General features: G+C 66.6%; 9 protein-coding genes. 3 read left to right on the top strand and 6 right to left on the bottom strand.

The window, feature by feature from the left end; genetic code table 11:
• Nucleotides 1–43: 43 nt before the first annotated feature.
• A complete protein-coding gene (gene purL / locus FB548_RS04145; RefSeq protein ID WP_142123460.1) occupies nucleotides 44–4,036 on the top strand; it encodes a phosphoribosylformylglycinamidine synthase in 3,993 nt (1,330 codons plus the stop codon).
• 30 nt (nucleotides 4,037–4,066) lie between these two features.
• On the opposite strand, the gene FB548_RS04150 is transcribed toward purL, so the two are convergent.
• Genes FB548_RS04150 through FB548_RS04170 form a run of 5 tightly spaced genes read right to left on the bottom strand, consistent with a single transcriptional unit; the run spans nucleotide 4,067 to nucleotide 7,759 of the window.
• The gene (locus FB548_RS04150) at nucleotides 4,067–4,639 is read right to left on the bottom strand and encodes a relaxation protein (protein ID WP_142123461.1); all 573 of its coding nucleotides are present in this window, start codon (nucleotides 4,637–4,639) and stop codon (nucleotides 4,067–4,069) included.
• Nucleotides 4,640–4,664: 25 nt separating this feature from the next.
• On the bottom strand, nucleotides 4,665–6,056 hold the full coding sequence (locus tag FB548_RS04155) for a hypothetical protein (RefSeq protein ID WP_142123462.1): 1,392 nt from the start codon (nucleotides 6,054–6,056) through the stop codon (nucleotides 4,665–4,667).
• Between the two features lies 1 nt (nucleotide 6,057).
• Complete coding sequence (locus FB548_RS04160) at nucleotides 6,058–6,648, bottom strand: hypothetical protein (protein WP_142123463.1); 591 nt, start codon at nucleotides 6,646–6,648, stop codon at nucleotides 6,058–6,060.
• A gap of 30 nt (nucleotides 6,649–6,678) precedes the next feature.
• The gene (locus tag FB548_RS04165; RefSeq protein WP_142123464.1) at nucleotides 6,679–7,170 is read right to left on the bottom strand and encodes a hypothetical protein; all 492 of its coding nucleotides are present in this window, start codon (nucleotides 7,168–7,170) and stop codon (nucleotides 6,679–6,681) included.
• Between the two features lies 1 nt (nucleotide 7,171).
• Nucleotides 7,172–7,759 carry a hypothetical protein gene (locus tag FB548_RS04170; protein WP_142123465.1) on the bottom strand — a complete coding sequence of 196 codons (588 nt, stop codon included), beginning with the start codon at nucleotides 7,757–7,759 and terminating at the stop codon, nucleotides 7,172–7,174.
• 382 nt (nucleotides 7,760–8,141) lie between these two features.
• Between FB548_RS04170 and gspE the strand changes: the two genes are divergently transcribed.
• Nucleotides 8,142–9,854 carry a type II secretion system ATPase GspE gene (gene gspE / locus FB548_RS04175; RefSeq protein WP_142123466.1) on the top strand — a complete coding sequence of 571 codons (1,713 nt, stop codon included), beginning with the start codon at nucleotides 8,142–8,144 and terminating at the stop codon, nucleotides 9,852–9,854.
• 4 nt (nucleotides 9,855–9,858) lie between these two features.
• Nucleotides 9,859–10,308, top strand: coding sequence for a hypothetical protein (locus tag FB548_RS04180; RefSeq protein ID WP_142123467.1), 450 nt, complete (start codon nucleotides 9,859–9,861; stop codon nucleotides 10,306–10,308).
• A 67-nt stretch (nucleotides 10,309–10,375) separates the two neighbouring features.
• On the opposite strand, the gene FB548_RS04185 is transcribed toward FB548_RS04180, so the two are convergent.
• The gene (locus FB548_RS04185; RefSeq protein ID WP_142123468.1) at nucleotides 10,376–17,152 is read right to left on the bottom strand and encodes an ESPR-type extended signal peptide-containing protein; all 6,777 of its coding nucleotides are present in this window, start codon (nucleotides 17,150–17,152) and stop codon (nucleotides 10,376–10,378) included.
• Nucleotides 17,153–17,390 lie beyond the last annotated feature (238 nt).

Below are 17,390 nucleotides of genomic sequence, written 5' to 3' on the forward strand. Positions count from 1 at the left end.
ATAGCGGGCCCCGTCCTGACGGCTACGCCCCACGGTTCCGGACATGATCGTCCTCGAAGGCCAATCGGCCTTGTCGCACTTCCGCCGCGCGCGGCTCGAATCCAAGCTCCAGTCGATTGCATCCGATGTCCACGCTCCAAAGGTGCGTGTTCGCGGCGCCTGGCATGTCTATTTCATCGAACCCGAGGCCGGTGCGACTCCGGACCTGGCCACACTGCGCCGCATCCTGCAGGCGGGTGAGACGGATGCGGTGTTGGCTGATGGGGCAGTTTCGCGCTTCGTCACCCCGCGCCTGGGCACCCTGTCACCGTGGGCGAGCAAGGCCACCGAGCTGCTGCGCGGCGCCGGCCAGCCGGTGAAGCGCGTCGAGCGCGGCCTGCGCATCGATCTTGAAGGCTGGGACGACGGCCAGCCGGCGCTGGCCAAGGCGCTGCACGACCCGATGACGCAGTCCCTGCTCGCCGGCCGCGACCAGGCGCAGGCGTTGTTCACCGCACCCGCCCGCGGCGAACTGGAGCGCATCCCGCTGGCGCAGCTTGAAGCGGCCAACGCCCGCCTCGGCCTGGCGCTGGCGGATGACGAGATCGAGTACCTGCGCACGCGCTACGCCGAGCTGGGCCGCGATCCGTCCGACGTTGAACTGATGATGTTCGCGCAGGCCAATTCCGAGCATTGCCGCCACAAGATCTTCAACGCGAGCTGGACCATCGACGGCAAGGACCAGGACCGCTCGCTGTTCCGGATGATCAAGCACACCCACGCGCAGACGCCGGAGCACACGCTCAGCGCCTACAGCGACAACGCCGCGGTGGTCGAAGGCTACCCGGCGGCGCGCTTCCGTCCGGACGGAAGCGGCCAGTACCGCCTCGAGGCGACGCTGGATTCGGCCTTCTGTATCAAGGTCGAAACACACAATCACCCGACCGCGATCGCGCCGTTCCCCGGTGCCAGCACCGGTGCCGGTGGTGAGATCCGCGACGAGGGCGCGACCGGCCGCGGCGGCAAGCCGAAGGCCGGCCTGACCGGCTTCTCGGTCTCGCACCTGCGCATCCCCACGCTGCCGCAGCCGTGGGAGGCGCCCCGCGCGCTGAACCCGCGCATGGCGCCCGCGCTGGAGATCATGCTGGACGGCCCGCTGGGCGGTGCCGCGTTCAACAACGAATTCGGCCGCCCGAACCTGCTGGGCTACTTCCGCAGTTTCGAGCTGCCCGAAGGCGCAGGTCTGACCCGTGCCTATGACAAGCCGATCATGCTGGCCGGTGGCCTGGGCGCCATCGACCGCATCCAGGTGGAGAAGAAGACGCTGTCGGCCGGTGATGCCGTCATCGTGCTCGGCGGTCCGGCCATGCTGATCGGCCTGGGCGGCGGTGCTGCCAGCTCGGTGGCCTCCGGCGAGAGCGCCGAAGAGCTGGATTTCGCCAGCGTGCAGCGCGACAACCCCGAGATGGAGCGTCGCTGCCAGGAGGTCATCGATCGCTGCGTGGCGATGGGCGAGGACAATCCGATCCTGTGGTTCCATGACGTCGGCGCGGGCGGTCTGTCCAACGCGATCCCCGAACTCCTGCACGATTCCGGCGTCGGCGGCGTGATCGACCTGGCCAAGGTGCCCAGCGACGATCCCTCGCTGTCGCCGATGCAGCTGTGGTGCAACGAATCGCAGGAACGTTACGTGCTCGGCGTGCCGCAGGCGCGGCTGGCCGAGTTCGCGGCACTGTGCGAACGCGAGCGTTGTCCGTTTGCCGCCGTGGGCGTGGCGACGAAGGAAGAGCATCTCGTCGTGGCCTATGGGGCGACGCCGGGCAACACGCCTGCCGATGCCCCCATCGACCTGCCGATGGACGTGCTGTTCGGCAAGGCGCCGAAGATGCACCGCGACACCGGATACCCGGATGCACCGAAATGGCCCGCCCTGCAGACCGCAGGGCTGGACCTGCATGAAGCCGGCCTGCGCGTGCTCGCGCATCCCACGGTCGCCTCCAAGCAGTTCCTGATCACCATCGGCGACCGCAGCGTCGGCGGACTCACCGCACGCGACCAGCTGGTCGGCCCGTGGCAGATGCCGGTGGCCGACTGCGCCATCACGCTGAGCGGCTATGAAGGCTACGTCGGCGAAGCCATGGCCATCGGCGAGCGCACGCCACTGGCGCTGCTCGATACCGCGGCCGCTGCCCGCATGGCGGTCGGCGAGGCGATCACCAACCTGTGCGCCGCACCGGTGGAATCGCTGCATCGCGTGAAGCTTTCCGCCAACTGGATGGCGGCTGCCGGGCATCCGGGCGAAGACGCGCTGTTGTTCGACGCGGTGAAGGCCGTGGGCATGGAACTGTGCCCGGACCTGGACATCAGCATCCCGGTGGGCAAGGACTCGCTGTCGATGCAGGCGCAGTGGAGCGTAATTGGTGATTCGGAATTGGTGATTCGTGAACAGCAGGAGCCGGCGGTCGCACGCGCCCCTGCTTCTTCGAATCACGAATCACGAATCACGAATCACCGCTCCGTCTCGCCGGTCTCGCTGATCATCAGCGCGTTTGCGCCCGTCACCGACGTGCGCCAGCAACTGACGCCGCTGCTGTCGCGCGAAGACGACAGCGAGCTGTGGCTGATCGGCCTGGGTGCGGGCAAGAAGCGCCTCGGCGGTTCCGTGCTGGCGCAGGTGTATCCGCAGTCGGGCGGCGAGGGCGCGTGGCCGGCGTTCGCTGGCGATGGTCGTGACGAAAGCGTGCCCGATCTCGATGATCCGCAGCGTCTGCGCGATTTCTTCCACCTGATCGCCGACGCACGCGAAGCTGGCCTGCTGCTGGCGTACCACGACCGCAGCGACGGCGGCGCGTTCGCCGCGTTGTGCGAGATGGCATTCGCCTCGCATCGGGGCCTGGACATCAACCTGGACGGCTGGGGCGACGATGCCTTCCGCACGCTGTTCGCCGAGGAACTGGGCGCGGTGGTGCAGGTGGCCGACGAGGATCGTGCCGCCTTCGCCGACCTGATCGAACACCATGCGCTGACGGAGTGCGCGCAGCGCATCGCGCGCCCGACGACCGCCGCCGTGGTGCGCGTGCAGCAGGAGGGTGACGTGCTGGCCGAGTGGCGCTGGGAAGAGCTGTTCGATGCCTGGTGGTCGGTGACGCATGCGATGCAGAAGCTGCGCGACAACCCGGAGACGGCCGATGAGGAGCGCGAGACCACGCGCCAGTTCGGCCGCACCGGGCTGAAACCGAAGCTGTCGTTCGATGCGGGTGACGATGTCGCTGCGCCGTTCATCGCCACGGGCAAACGCCCGAAGGTCGCGATCCTGCGCGAGCAGGGCGTCAATGGCCAGATCGAAATGGCGTCGGCCTTCACCCGCGCCGGTTTCGACGCGTTCGACGTGCACATGAGCGACCTGATCGCGGGCCGTGTGTCACTGGCGGACTTCAGCGGCCTGGCTGCCTGCGGCGGTTTCAGCTACGGCGACGTGCTGGGCGCGGGGCGTGGCTGGGCGACCTCCATCCTGGAGCGCAATGCGCTGCGCGATGTCTTCGCGACGTTCTTCGCGCGGACCGACACGTTCTCGCTGGGTGTCTGCAACGGCTGTCAGATGATGAGCCAGCTGAAGGACATCATCCCGGGCGCGCAGCACTGGCCGGTGTTCCTGCGCAACCAGAGCGAACAGTTCGAAGCGCGCACGGCGCTGCTGGAAGTGCAGGAGTCGCCGTCGGTGTTCTTCCGCGGCATGGCCGGCTCGCGCATCCCGGTGGCGGTGGCGCACGGCGAAGGCCGCGCCTCGTTCGCCAGCGCGGTGGACCAGGCCGCGGCGCGCGTCGCACTGCGCTACGTGGACGGCGATGGCGTGGTCGCGACGGCGTATCCGCTCAATCCCAACGGCTCGCCCGACGGCATCACCGGCCTGACCAGCGACGACGGCCGCGCCACCATCCTGATGCCGCACCCCGAGCGCACGCCGCGCACCGCCAACCACAGCTGGCATCCGGCCGGCTGGCCGGAGGACTCGCCGTGGCTGCGCATGTTCCGCAACGCGCGGGTGTGGGTGGGGTGAGCAGGCGCTGAGGGTTTCCGATCCGGGCGCTCACGGGCGATCCCGGACCGGACGATATTGGTCCTCATCGCCAAACGCTTCGCCTTTCGGGTCGATGTTGGCGCACAGCCTGCCATCGCACAGGGTCACATCGGCGGCGTCATAGGCTTTCAGCAGTTGCGCCGATAGCTGGTGGCGGCGGATCTCGTCGTAGTAGTGGCTGGAAAGCCAGCCGCCGCCCAGAACGATCAGGGCGAGACTGGCGAGACAGACGCCGACGACCTTCCATAGCAGATGCCGATGGAGGGTGCGCGCGGCGTGGATCTGCGCCGCCAGTGCATGCGAGGCTTGCCGTACATCCTGTCCCGACGTTTCCAGACGTGTCTGGTAGATCGAGACGGATTGTCCGATGCCTGCATCCACGGCGCTCACGACACTGTCCTGCAGATGCTGCATTTCCGTATCGGCCGCCCGACGGAGCGTTTCAGGCAACTGTTGCGAGAGATCGTGGAGCTGCCGATGCGCAGCCTGCAAGCTGCCCTCGATCTGCTGCGTACGGCGTTCGAACCGCTCCATGAGGGCTGACACACTGGCGACGAGGTCGGTGATCCGGTCGGTGTCCATCCTGCTTTCCTTGGCAACGTTAGCGTCAGATCGTGCGTGCGATGCCGGCCGACACCGCGACCTGCCTCTGCTCCGCACTTTGTTGCTCGGCGACCTGTGCCAGCAGCGCTTGCTGTCGTTCTTCGGCATCCACCTGACCCGCCGCAGTCGCACTTACCCGCCTCGCATAAGGATCGTTGGCTGCAACCTGAGTCATCCGGCGGAAGCCGCCCAGGTCGCCGGCGTCGTAGGCGGCCACCATGCGGTGGATGTAGGCGAGGGGGTCATCGCGTAGCGAGACCGGCGACGGTGTGGAATCGCTGGCGGACCGCGAGGGCCAGCCACTTCCGCGCTCCGGCTTGCACTGGCTGTCTTCCCCCGTGGGTGCGCGGCGAAGATCCTGTATCCGCCCGTCGATCTGCTCCAGGGGGCTGCCGGCACCGTCCCGATAGATCAGTGGTCGATCGGGCGGCACGAAGTCGCGATTTCTCTCGTCCGTCACGCGTTGCGCCGCCAGTCGAAGCTCCCTCAGCTCGTCGTGAACTTCGTTGCCCATCAGGCCGTGCCGGACCTTGTGCATCACGTACTGGGAGCCGATCGCGGACGTGTAGGCGATGCCCGCGCCGGTGAGCTTCGTCGCCAGCGCCACGTCCTCCGCAGCCGAGCGGATGCTCTCCCGGTAGGCATCGAACTCGGGCTTGTGTTGCTCGTAGAGCGCGCGGTTCTCACTGTTGATGATCGTGTTGGGACCATAGATGGCGAGCTCTTCCGGCTTGCGCTGTCCGCTGTGGAACTGGACCGCACCGTGTGTCGTATCCGGACCCAGTTCGCGCAGATCCTGGATCAGGCCCCACCGGTTCTGCTGGCTGGGCAAGGGGCCATGCCTGAGCAGGGTGTCTACATCCTGCTGCGTGGCGTATACGCGGACCTCGCCGAAGTGTCGGTTCGCCGCGCCAACCATGTCAGTGGCACGGACGTGGTTGATCACTTGGCTTCCGCCCACGGGCACGTCATAGAGTCCGGCTGCGCCATAAGCGTTGAACGTCTCGCCCTTGAGTCCGTACTCGTGGCACGTGACTTGGGTATGGAATCCTCCCAACGAATGTCCGGTGACGGTGACGCGGGTACCGTCTCGTTTGGCCATCTCGATGGCAAGCTCCACCAGGTCTCGGGCGTCGTCCAGTTGCTGGTTCACATCCGCCAAGACCATCTGGCCATCGGTGAGCAGTCCATCGCGGATCTTGTCGGTGTCGAATTCGGTGCCTGTGTTGGCTACTACATAATCCTTGGTTATGTTGTTTCTGAAGATGAAACCTCGGTAGCCGGAGGCTCGATTGGACTCGATAACAAGCTCAAAGGCATCCGTATCTATACCTGTGTTGCCAGGATCATAGGATTTATAGGATAGCCTGGCATGGGACTCAGTGAATGTGGTCATTTCAATCCTTTATCGATGACATCCTTACCTTGTAGGAAACGGAATCAAGTTCCTTGATGAGTGCTTCATCAATGGGTGTGAAGCACGAGAAATCGTATTTGTCGCGCATGTCTCTCCGGCAATAGGAAATCTTCCGGGATTGGGATGTCACTTCTGTCCGGGTGAGGCGGGGGGTCTGTGTAAGCTCATTGCCCCGGGCGAGAATCGCATTCACGCCGGTTATCTCCCACTTGCACACACCAAGCCCGTAGTAGTCCTCATCTATTGGCCAGTCGAGGAAGATGTGGCCCTTATAGGTGCTCTCGCTCGTGCGAATGAGGGCGAATTCCTTTTTGTAGTTGGCGCCAATCGTGACGCGGGCAATCTTCTCTCTGTAGGGAAGGCAGGCCCGGGTGCCGACGCCAAAATGCGCAACACCGGTAATCTTCTGGATGTCACGGGGCGGATCGATCAGTTCCACCGTGATCTCGTAGCGCTGGGTAGGATTAGGGTTGGTCTTCGCGACGGGCGACTCCGGAGTCTTCGCGCAGGCGCCGAGAAGAAGGGCTAGCAGTGTGGGGTAGCGCAGCGATTGGCCTTCACGTCCGTTCATGCGTTTCGGTCCCTGCTTCCTGTGCCGTTTTTAGCGATTCGCCGTATGCCATGCAGCTAACATTTGGAGGGGAATGATCTTGTGGCTCCAGTGATGATGCTCAGTGCTTTGTCGTGGATGGAAATTGAAAGTCTCACCGGGGATTCCGTACTCATGCGAGGTCGCCTGCGTGAGGAATCCGCCCAGAGAATGCCCGGTCGAGGTGACGCGAGTACCGTCACGCTTGGCCATTTTGACGGCCAGTTCCACCAGATCGCGCGCATCATCCAGTTGCTGGTTCACATCCACCAGGATCATCTGGGCATCCGTGAGCAGTCCATCGCGAATCTTGTCGGTGTCGAACTCGGTGCCGGTGTGGGCGACCACGTAGTCGCCACTTTCCATGTTTCTGTAAACGACGCCACGATAACCGGAAGGTGATTCGTAGACTGTCCGGACCTCATAGGGACGGGGTGGCTTGAAGCCGTCCAGCCGGTACACATCGTCGGCCTGACGTGCGTGGGTTTCCGTGAAGGTGGGCATGTCACTTCCTGTGGGCAGAGAGGATCACAAGCCAGGAGTCTCGGCTCTCCAGCTCGATTTTTTCCGGATCCGAGGGTGAGGTGCAATTTTCGATGATGCGCTGGCTGTCGGGACGGCGACACCACCATTTGCGGCCAGCACTGGGAAAGTCGGTTCCGCCCCAAAGTACGGGTTTTTGCATGTACCCGCCAAAGTCGATGACTGCTCCGACAGTGTTTATTTCCCACTTGCATACCCCAAGCCCGTAGTAATCCTCATCGACGGGCCAGTCGAGGAAAATGTGGCCCTTGTAGGTATTGCCGCCGGCGTAGGTCAAGGAAAAATTCTTGATGTAGCTGGAGCCTGGGGTGTATCCCGCAATGCGATCGGGCGTGGGCATGCAGGCGACATCCGGAATGCTGAAGTGAGCTTCTCCAGAAATACGCTTGATGTCAGCGGGCGGATCGACCAGTCCCACCGTGATCTCGTAACGCTGCGTGGGGTTCGGGTTGGTCTTCGCGACGGGTGACTCGGGGGTCTTGGAGCAGGCGCCAAGAAGAAGGGCCGCCAACGCGCAATAGCACAGCGATTTATTTACGCGTCCTTTCATGTGTTTCGATCCCTGCCTCGTGTTTCGATTTCTAGCGGTTCACGGAAGTTCATGCAATTAACATTTGAAGCGAGAGTAGTTCCGAGGTCGTCGTGATGAGGGGCGATCCTCTGTCGTTCGCCAAGTAAATGGCCGGTGTCGATAATGCGGGTTCCATCCATCTCACTGACAAGCTTTCTCTCGGGGTGACCCCATGGGGTCTTCGCGAGGGTGTGGTTCACCGGCTCCCACCCATCAGTTGGCATCCGGTTGACAGCCGACGGCGGCCATTGCCGCCAGCGCCCGGTCGCTGCGGCGCCGCAGGAAAATTCCCCGGAACGACGGTTCGCAGGCTGCCGACGCACGCCGACCTGATAAAGTCGGAAATCTGAAGGAGGCTCCCGTGAACGCTGCCGCGCTCGACACACCGCTTTCCGACGACGAACGCATCGTCGCGGCCCTGTTGGCCCGCGGGCGGCTGAAGGAAGCTGACCTGGGGCGGGCGCGGCGCCTGCAGGACGAGACCGGGGGCGACCTGCTGTCGCTGCTGTCGCGCTTGGGGCTGGTGTCCGAGCGCGACCATGCGGAGACGGCCGCGGAGGTGCTCGGGCTGCCGCTGGTGACGGCGAAGGACATGCCCGACGTGCCGCCCGAGTCGGTGGCGCTTTCGCTCCGTTTCCTCAAGCAGTTCCATGTCTGCCCGGTCGGTGAGGACGAAACGCACGTCGACCTGCTGATGGCGGACCCGCAGGACGCCTACGCGCGGGAAGCCGTGCGCCTGGCCACCGGTCGCGACGTGCGTGTCAGGGTGGCGCTGCGTTCGGAGATCAGCGACCTGGTCGAGCGATATTACGGCCAGGGCCGCAGCGCGATGGGCGCCATCGTCGAGAACGCGGACGGCGAAGCCACCGCCGACCTGGACGATGTCGAACACTTGCGCGACCTGGCATCGGAGGCGCCGGTCATCCGACTGGTCAACCTGGTGATCCAGCGTGCGGTCGAACTGCGTGCATCGGACATCCACATCGAGCCGTTCGAGAACCGCCTGAAGGTGCGCTACCGCATCGACGGCGTGCTGGAGGAGGGCGAGAGTCCGCCCGCCAACCTGACCGCGGCGGTCATCAGCCGCGTCAAGATCATGGCCAAGCTCAACATCGCGGAGCGCCGCCTGCCGCAGGATGGACGCATCATGCTGCGCGTGCAGGGCAAGGAACTGGACCTTCGCGTCAGCACCATGCCCACCGCGCATGGCGAAAGCGTGGTGATGCGCCTGCTGGATCGCGAGACGGTGGTGTTCGACTTCAAGAAGCTGGGCTTCACCGATGCGTTCCTGCCGCAGTTCCAGAAAGTGCTTGAGCAGCCGCACGGCATCCTGCTGGTCACCGGCCCGACCGGCTCGGGCAAAACCACCACGCTGTACACCGCGCTGAGCAAGCTCAACACGCCGGACGTCAAGATCATCACCGTCGAGGATCCGGTCGAATACCAGATCGAGGGCATCAACCAGATCCAGGCCAAGCCGCAGATCGGGCTGGACTTCGCCCACGCGCTGCGCAGCATCGTGCGCCAGGACCCGGACATCATCATGATCGGCGAAATGCGCGACCTGGAAACCGCGCGCATCGCCATCCAGTCCGCGCTGACCGGCCATCTGGTGCTCAGCACGCTGCATACCAACAATGCGGCCGGCGGCATCACCCGTATGCTGGACATGGGCGTGGAGGACTACCTGATGACCTCCACGGTCAACGGTATCCTGGCCCAGCGACTGGTGCGGCGGCTGGAGCCCACGCATGCGGAGCGATACCCCGCATCGCCGGAAGAGATCGAGAAGTTCGCCCTGCGTCGCTTCCAGCCACAGGGCGAGATATTCCTGTACCGACCGTGCGGTTCCGCCATCGCGCCGACCGGTTACCTTGGACGCACGACCATCATCGAGTTCCTGGTGATGAACGACGAAATCCGCCGCGCCATCATGCGCCACGCCGGGATGGGCGAACTGGAACAGCTCGCGCGCGACTCGGGCATGCGCACCATGTACGAGGACGGGATCGTCAAGGCGCTTGCCGGCGAGACGACCATCGAGGAAGTGCTGCGCGTGACCGAGGAGGGCTGAGGCGATGAACAGGATGCTTGCGGGCTGCCTGATGGTGGCGATGTGCGCGATACCGGCCGTCGCGTCGGCCGGCAAGGCCGCGCCGAAGACGCTGGCGCGTGGCGAACTCCCGGCCGGCTTCGCGGTCGGCACGGCATCGCCATCGCTGGCGCTGCAGGTCGAGATCGTCGACGGCAAGGTTACGGCGTCAGCGCCGGCCAGCGATGAACCCGGCAACCTGCGCGCCGCACGCAGTAGCGACGCTGCACAGACCACCCTGATGGTCAGCAGCACCTTGCCGGTGGCGATCAAGTTCGACCTCTACATCTCGACGGATGGTGAGCAGTTCACCTACGCGAGCAGCTGCGGCGTCACGCCGGGCATTTCTTCGTTCGAGATGTGGGAACAGCCCGTGAAGCATTTCGCGCTGGGCAATCCTCGTGTGCTGCCTGCCGGCCGCATGGCCTGCGACTGAGTCCTGGCTCACGGCAGAAAACAAGGGCCCGGCAATGCCGGGCCCTTGTCTGTCGCACTGATGGAACTTAAAGGTCGATGCCGAAGCCCACGCCGGCCGACTTCTCGTCACCGCTGAACGCGCCGCCGATGCTGAACGACGCGCGCTCGCCGATCGGCTTGGAGTAGCCCACCGACAGCGCGTTCTCGCCGTTCTGCCAGCCCGCACCCACGGCCACGCGGCCACGCGGGCTGCGGCTGCCCGCGGCATTGATCGCCATGTTCAACATCGCCGAACTCATCGCGCCCATCCTGTCGAGCCTGCGGTCCTGCTCGGAGAAGCGGCGGTCCACGTCACCGCGGAAGGCATTGAAGTCGTCCTCCAGCGCCTTGACCTGGAAGTCCGCGTACGCCTTCGCACTGGCCAGCGTGCTCGCCGAGGATTGATCCGTATAGGACTGTGCGCTGCTGAGCGTGTTGGCGTCGCCCGCATCGGCGTAGGACGCGGCCGCTGCCGGCACGTCCGCTGCCGCGGTGGCGTCGGTCGGTGCCGCGACCGCAGGTTGGCCACTGGCCACGGCGCCGCTGCCGGCGGCATCCGTGGTCGTCGCCGTGCCGCGTGTCGGCGTCGACGCGGTCCCGCCGGTGCTCGGCGCGGACGCCGTTTCGCCGGCGACATGGCCCTGGCTGGCCTGCGTCGGCGGCGCCGCACTGGTGGATGCCGTGGTGCCGCTACTCGATCCGCTGTACATCCCGTACAACTCGTTGAGCTTGGCGTCGACGGCGGTGAATGCCGCGCCCACGTTGTTGTACGACGTGCCCTGGATCGTATAGCTCGGCGCGATGAACACGCCGCCGGAGAAGCCGGCGCCGCCGCCCAATGCACTGGCGACGAAACTCAGCTGCGACAGGTTCACGGCATCGGTGGCCTGGGTGCCGGCCGCGACGTTGGTGATCTGCCGCTCGCTGCCGGCGCTGCCGACCGATACGGTGTCCTCGCGATCGGCAACGGAATCGCCACCGATGGCAACGCTGTTGTCGGCTTCGGCCGTGGCCAGGTTGCCCACGGCCACCGCATTGACGCCCGGCGTGTAGGCGCCACCACCCACGGCCACCGAGTAGTCGCCGGAGGCTTCGGTCGGCAGGAAGCCGAAGAACGCACCACCGACGGCCACGCTGTTGTCGCCGCTGGCGATCGCGTTCGAGCCCAGCGCCGTGGCGTCGTAGTTGCTTGCCACTGCGCCGAAGCCCAGCGCGGTCGCACTCTCCTGCGACGCCTCTGCGCCATAGCCGAAGGCCGATGCGGCGAAAGCGGAGGCGCTGCTGTAACTACCGATGGCAGCCGAACCATCCCCCGAGGCATCGCTGCGGAAGCCGTTCGCGGTGGCCTGCAGGCCCGATGCGGCGCTTTCCGTGCCGGACGCCGTGGCGTAGGCACCGGACGCGGTCGCGCCCGCACCGGTCGCGGTCGCGCCGGTGTCGCTGGCCACGGCACCCGCGCCCAAGGCCGTCGCATCGTCCGCCGTCGCTTCCGTGCTGGCGTAGACCGGATTGCCGTCTTCATCGAGCAGCGGATCGCCGTTCTCGTCGAGCAGCGGCCGCTGTCCGCCGATCGCGACCGATCCCGCGCCGGTCGCCTGCGCACCTGCGCCGTTCGCTACGCTGCTCTCGCCGGTTGCGGTGGCATTGAAGCCGCTGGCCGTTGCGCCATTGGCAAGGGCGAAGGCGCCCGAGCCAGTGGCCGTCGCACCGACGCCCTCGGCCAGCGCGGCCGAACCGGATGCCGTCGCGTAGTCGCCAGTCGCGGTCGCATCATCGCTGCCGTCCCCCGCGCCATTGGCCTTGAAGTAGCGCGTGGCGTTCTCCGATGCCTCGGCCAGCGCGTTGAGCTGATCGAGGTTCACCGCATCGGTGCCTTCGGTGCCGGCCGCGACGTTGGTGATCTGGCGTTCGCTGCCGATGTCGCCCACCGACACCGTATCGTCGCGGTCGTTCCACGAATTGGCGCCGATCGCCACGCTGTTGGTCGCGCCCGCCACCGAGTTCACGCCCAGCGCCACGCTGTCGTCACCGTCGGCGTAGCTGTTGTGGCCGATGGCCGTGCTGTACTCGCCGGTGGCCCAGGCGCCGTTGCCGAAGGCGGAACCGCCCGTGCCGCTTGCACGCGTGTTGATCAGGCCGAAGAACGTGGTGCCACCGACCGCCGTGCTCTCCTCGCCCCCGGCACTCGCGCCTTCGCCCACCGCGGTCGCGCCGCTGCCCGCCGCGTCGGCGCCATAGCCGAACGCCGAGGCGAAGTCGCCGCCCGCGTTGCTGTAGCCGCCGACCGTGGTGGAGGCCAGTCCATCCGCGCTGCTGCGGAAGCCGACCGCCGTGGACTGCGTCTCCGCCGCGGAAGCTTCCGTGCCCAGTGCGGTGGAGTAGGCGCCGGAGGCATTCGCGCCCGCGCCGACGGCGCTTGCCCCGCTCTCGGCCGCGACAGCACCGGCACCCACCGCAGTGGCGTCATCCGCCATCGCTTCGGTGCTGGCATAGACAGGGTTGCCGTCCTCATCGAGCAGCGGATCGCCGTTCTCGTCGAACAGCTGACGCTGTCCGCCCAGGGCAATGGAACCTGCGCCCGAGGCTTGCGCGCCAGCACCATTGGCGACGCTGTTCTCACCGGTCGCGGTGGCATTGAAACCCGTCGCCGTCGCCCCGTTGGCCAGTGCAAACGCGCCGGAGCCCGTCGCGGTCGCACCGACGCCCTCGGCGAGTGCCGCCGAGCCTGAGGCCGTGGCGTAGTCACCGTTGGCCACGGCGTCGTCCGTACCGTCGTTGGCACCGTTCGCCTTGAAGTAGCGCGTCGCGTTTTCGGAGGCGTCGGCAACTTCGTTCAACTGGTCCAGGTTCACCGCATCGGTTCCCTCGGTGCCTGCAGCGACGTTGGTGATCTGGCGCTCTCTGCCTGCGCTGCCGACCGAGACGGTGTCTTCGCGATCCGCGACGGAATCCCCGCCGATGGCGACGCTGTTGTCGGCTTCGGCAGTCGCAAGGTTGCCCAGTGCCACCGAATTGAAGCCGGGCGTGTAGGCTCCACCACCGACCGCGACGGAGTAGTCGCCCGAGGCTTCGGTCGGGATGAAGCCGAAGAACGCACCACCGACGGCCACGCTGTTGTCGCCGCTGGCGATCGAGTTGGAACCCAGCGCGGTGGAATCGAAGTTGCTGGCGACCGCCCCGAAGCCCAGCGCCGTGGCGCTGTTGCCACTGGCCTCGGCCCCGTAGCCGAAGGCCGAGGCGCCGAAGTTGGAGGCGCTGCTGTAGCCACCGATGGCGGTAGCGGCGTCGTCGGATGCATCACTGCGGAAGCCGACGGCCGTTGCCTGGATCCCCGATGCAGAAGCCTCGGTGCCGAGCGCGGAGGCATACGCGCCGGATGCATTCGCGCCCGCGCCCGTCGCCGTCGCCCCGATGTCGCTGGCGACCGCGCCGGCACCCAAGGCCGTCGCATCGTCCGCCGTCGCCTCCGTGCTGGCATAGACCGGATTGCCGTCTTCATCGAGCAGCGGATCGCCGTTCTCGTCGAACAACTGACGCTGTCCGCCGAGCGCAACCGCGCCGGATCCCGATGCCTGCGCACCCGCACCGCTGGCGACGCTGTTCTCACCGGTCGCGGTGGCATTGAAACCCGTCGCCGTCGCCCCGTTGGCCAGTGCAAACGCGCCGGAGCCCGTCGCGGTCGCACCGACACCCTCGGCGAATGCCGCCGAGCCGGAGGCCGTGGCGTAGTCGCCGGTAGCGGTAGCGTCGTCGGTGCCATCATTGGCGCCGTTTGCCTTGAAGTAACGCGTGGCATTTTCGGAGGCGTCGGCGACGGCGTTGAGCTGATCGACGTTCACCGCATCGGTGCCTTCGGTACCGGCGGCGACGTTGGTGATCTGGCGTTCGCTGCCCACGTCACCGACGGACACGGTGTTGTCGCGGTCCGCCGTCGAGTTGGCGCCCAGCGCCACGCTGTTGTCGCCCAGCGCCGTGCTGTAGAAGCCGACCGCTGTGCTGTTGTCGCCGCTGGCCCACGATTCCGCACCCAGCGCCGTCGCGTAATCGCCGGGCGCATAGGAGAAGAAACCAGCCGCCGTGCTCTCCAGTCCCGACGCTTCGGCCAGGCTGCCGGCTGCCAGGCTGTAGTCGCCCGCCGCGATCGCGCCGGACCCGAAGGCCGCCGCGCTGAAACCGCTTGCCTGCGTGTAGACGAACAAACCGAAGCCGGGGATCAGGTCCGCCGGGCCGCCGACGGCCACGCTGTAGTCGCCGGTGGCGCCGCTCGCATGACCGAAGCTGGACGCATACGAGCCGGTCGCCGTGCTGCCGTAACCGAAGGCGGAACTCGCTTCGCCACTCGCTTCGCTGAGTACGCCGAACGACGAACTGCCGAGGGCCGACGCCAGACTGCCGGAGCCGACCGCCGTGGCGCCCAGGCCAGAGGCCACCGTGTTGACGGTGATCGGATTGCCATCGGCATCGAAGGCATCCACCTGTCCGCCGATCGCGATGCTGGATTCGCCGCTGGCTTCGGCGCTGCTGCCGTTGGCGACGCTGTTGCTGCCGGTCGCCGTTGCGTTGAAGCCGGTGGCCGTTGCACCGTCGGCCAGCGCAAACGCACCGGAGCCCGTCGCCGTTGCGCCGATGCCGTCGGCGAAAGCCGCCGAGCCGGACGCCGTGGCGTAGTCGCCGTTGGCGGTGGCGTCGTCGGTGCCATCGCCTTCACCGTTCGCCTTGAAGTAGCGGGTGGCGTCTTCGGAGGCGTCGGCGACGGCGGTCAATTGATCGAGATTGACGGCATCGGTGCCCTCGGTGCCGGCCGCCACGTTGGTGATCTGTCGCTCACCGCCGGCATTGCCGACGGAGACCGTGTCTTCACGGTCCGCCACGGAATCGCCACCGATGGCGACGCTGTTGTCCGCTTCGGCAGTCGCAAGGTTGCCCAGCGCGACCGAATTGAAACCGGGCGTGTATGCGCCGCCGCCGACCGCGACGGAGTAGTCGCCCGAGGCTTCGGTCGGGATGAAGCCGAAGAACGCACCACCGACGGCCACGCTGTTGTCGCCGCTGGCGATCGAGTTGGAACCCAGTGCGGTGGAATCGAAGTTGCTGGCGACCGCCCCGAAGCCCAGCGCAGTTGCACTGTTGCCGCTGGCCTCGGCCCCGTAGCCGAACGCCGAGGCGCCGAAGTTGGAGGCACTGCTGTAGCTGCCGATGGCAGAGGCGGCATCATCCGAAGCATCGCTGCGGAAGCCGACGGCCGTCGCCTGGATGCCCGATGCAGCGGCCTCAGTACCGAGCGCGGAGGAATACGCACCGGACGCATTCGCGCCTGCGCCCGTCGCCGTCGCCCCGATGTCGCTGGCGACTGCGCCGGCACCCAAGGCCGTAGCATCGTCTGCCGTAGCCTCCGTGCTTGCGTAGACCGGATTGCCGTCTTCATCGAGCAGCGGATCGCCGTTCTCGTCGAACAACTGACGCTGTCCGCCGACCGCGACCGCGCCGGATCCCGATGCCTGCGCACCCGCACCGCTGGCGATGCTGTTCTCGCCGGTCGCGGTGGCATTGAAGCCGGTCGCCGTCGCCCCGTTGGCCAGTGCGAACGCGCCTGAGCCCGTCGCAGTCGCACCGACGCCTTCGGCCAGTGCCGCCGAGCCGGACGCCGTGGCGTAGTCGCCGCTGGCCGTGGCGTCATCAGTGCCATCGTTGGCACCGTTCGCCTTGAAGTAACGCGTGGCATTTTCAGCGGCGTCGGCGACGGCGTTGAGCTGATCGACGTTCACCGCGTCGGTACCTTCAGTACCGGCGGCGACGTTGGTGATCTGACGCTCGCTACCTGCGCTGCCGACGGATACCGTGTCTTCGCGATCGGCAACCGAGTCGCCACCCAGCGCCACGCTGTTGTCGGCCGTCGCCGATGCGAGGTTGCCGATGGCGGTGGCATTGGTGCCCGGTGACCACGCGCCGCCACCGACCGCAGTGGAGAAATCGCCCGACGCTTCCGTCGGCAGGAAGCCCAGCAGCGAACCGCCGACCGCCACGCTGTTGTAGCCCGTCGCGATGGAGCCGGAACCCAGAGCCGTACTGTCGCCGCCGCTGGCATCGGCGCCGTAGCCGACCGCTGTGTCGAAATCGCCCGATGCGTTGGCGAAGCCGCCGATCGCGACGGTCGCAATGCCAGTGGCGGTGCTGGTGTGGCCGGCCGCCAAGGCCTGCGTGCCCGATGCGGTGGAGGAACTGCCGAAGGCGCCGGCATAGGCACCGGTCGCCTGGCTTCCCGTGCCGATCGCGCTGGCACCCGCGCCCGCCGCGTTCGCCTGGGTGCCGACGGCGGTCGCATTCGCACCGGCGGCGTTGCTCTGGCTGCCCAGCGCCGTCGCGCCTTGCGCGGTCGCGCTGCTGTCGTAACCGACGGCGGTGGCATTCACGCCCGTGGCTTCGGCGTAACCGCCTACGGCGGTCGCTCCCGCCTTGTTGGCAATGCTCTTGTAGCCGACCGCGACCGCATGGCGACCGGACGCATCCACGCCGTCGCCGCACGAGACCGCATTCTCGCCGGGTCGTCCGTCCTTGATCGGATTGCCGCGTGCATCCACGCAGTAGGCGGGTCCCGTTCCGATCTGAGGCTTGTCGTTCTGCGGCTGGCCCTTCTGTTTGTCATGCGCCAATGCCGCGCCGAACGGAGCACCGGCAAGCAGGGCCGAGATCAGCAGCGTCACGCCAAGGCGCGCACGCACGCGCGCACCGGACGACATCACGCCGTGCGCGCGCCGCGCGAACTCCGAGGCCACCACCAGCATGCCAAGGGAAGGGTTCCACACCTTGCTGTAAATCCTGTTCATGGATCACGTCCTTCATTCTGTGTTTTCGGGGGAATACGACAGCACCCGGGCCTCGCGGCACGGGGTTTCGAGGCGGATAACGTCAGGGAAACAGACAGCGCGGCACGCGACAGGGGAGACGCATGGCCGGGTCGCACGAAGCAGCGGAAACGAGGAGGAAAGAACTGCGGACATCCAACGTCGGCACCGGGGTGTGCCGCCGTTGGCGCAACGAACACGAAACGGGCACGTCGCGGAA

The organism is Pseudoxanthomonas sp. 3HH-4, assembly GCF_006716465.1.
Classification (GTDB): domain Bacteria; phylum Pseudomonadota; class Gammaproteobacteria; order Xanthomonadales; family Xanthomonadaceae; genus Pseudoxanthomonas_A.

Coding starts and splice junctions, on each gene's coding strand:
- FB548_RS04150 (WP_142123461.1), bottom strand. CDS start 4,639: ATGGACACCGACCGGATCACCGACCTCGTCGCCAGTGTGTCAGCCCTC.
- purL (WP_142123460.1), top strand. CDS start 44: ATGATCGTCCTCGAAGGCCAATCGGCCTTGTCGCACTTCCGCCGCGCG.
- FB548_RS04155 (WP_142123462.1), bottom strand. CDS start 6,056: ATGACCACATTCACTGAGTCCCATGCCAGGCTATCCTATAAATCCTAT.
- FB548_RS04180 (WP_142123467.1), top strand. CDS start 9,859: ATGAACAGGATGCTTGCGGGCTGCCTGATGGTGGCGATGTGCGCGATA.
- FB548_RS04170 (WP_142123465.1), bottom strand. CDS start 7,759: ATGAAAGGACGCGTAAATAAATCGCTGTGCTATTGCGCGTTGGCGGCC.
- FB548_RS04165 (WP_142123464.1), bottom strand. CDS start 7,170: ATGCCCACCTTCACGGAAACCCACGCACGTCAGGCCGACGATGTGTAC.
- FB548_RS04185 (WP_142123468.1), bottom strand. CDS start 17,152: ATGAACAGGATTTACAGCAAGGTGTGGAACCCTTCCCTTGGCATGCTG.
- FB548_RS04160 (WP_142123463.1), bottom strand. CDS start 6,648: ATGAACGGACGTGAAGGCCAATCGCTGCGCTACCCCACACTGCTAGCC.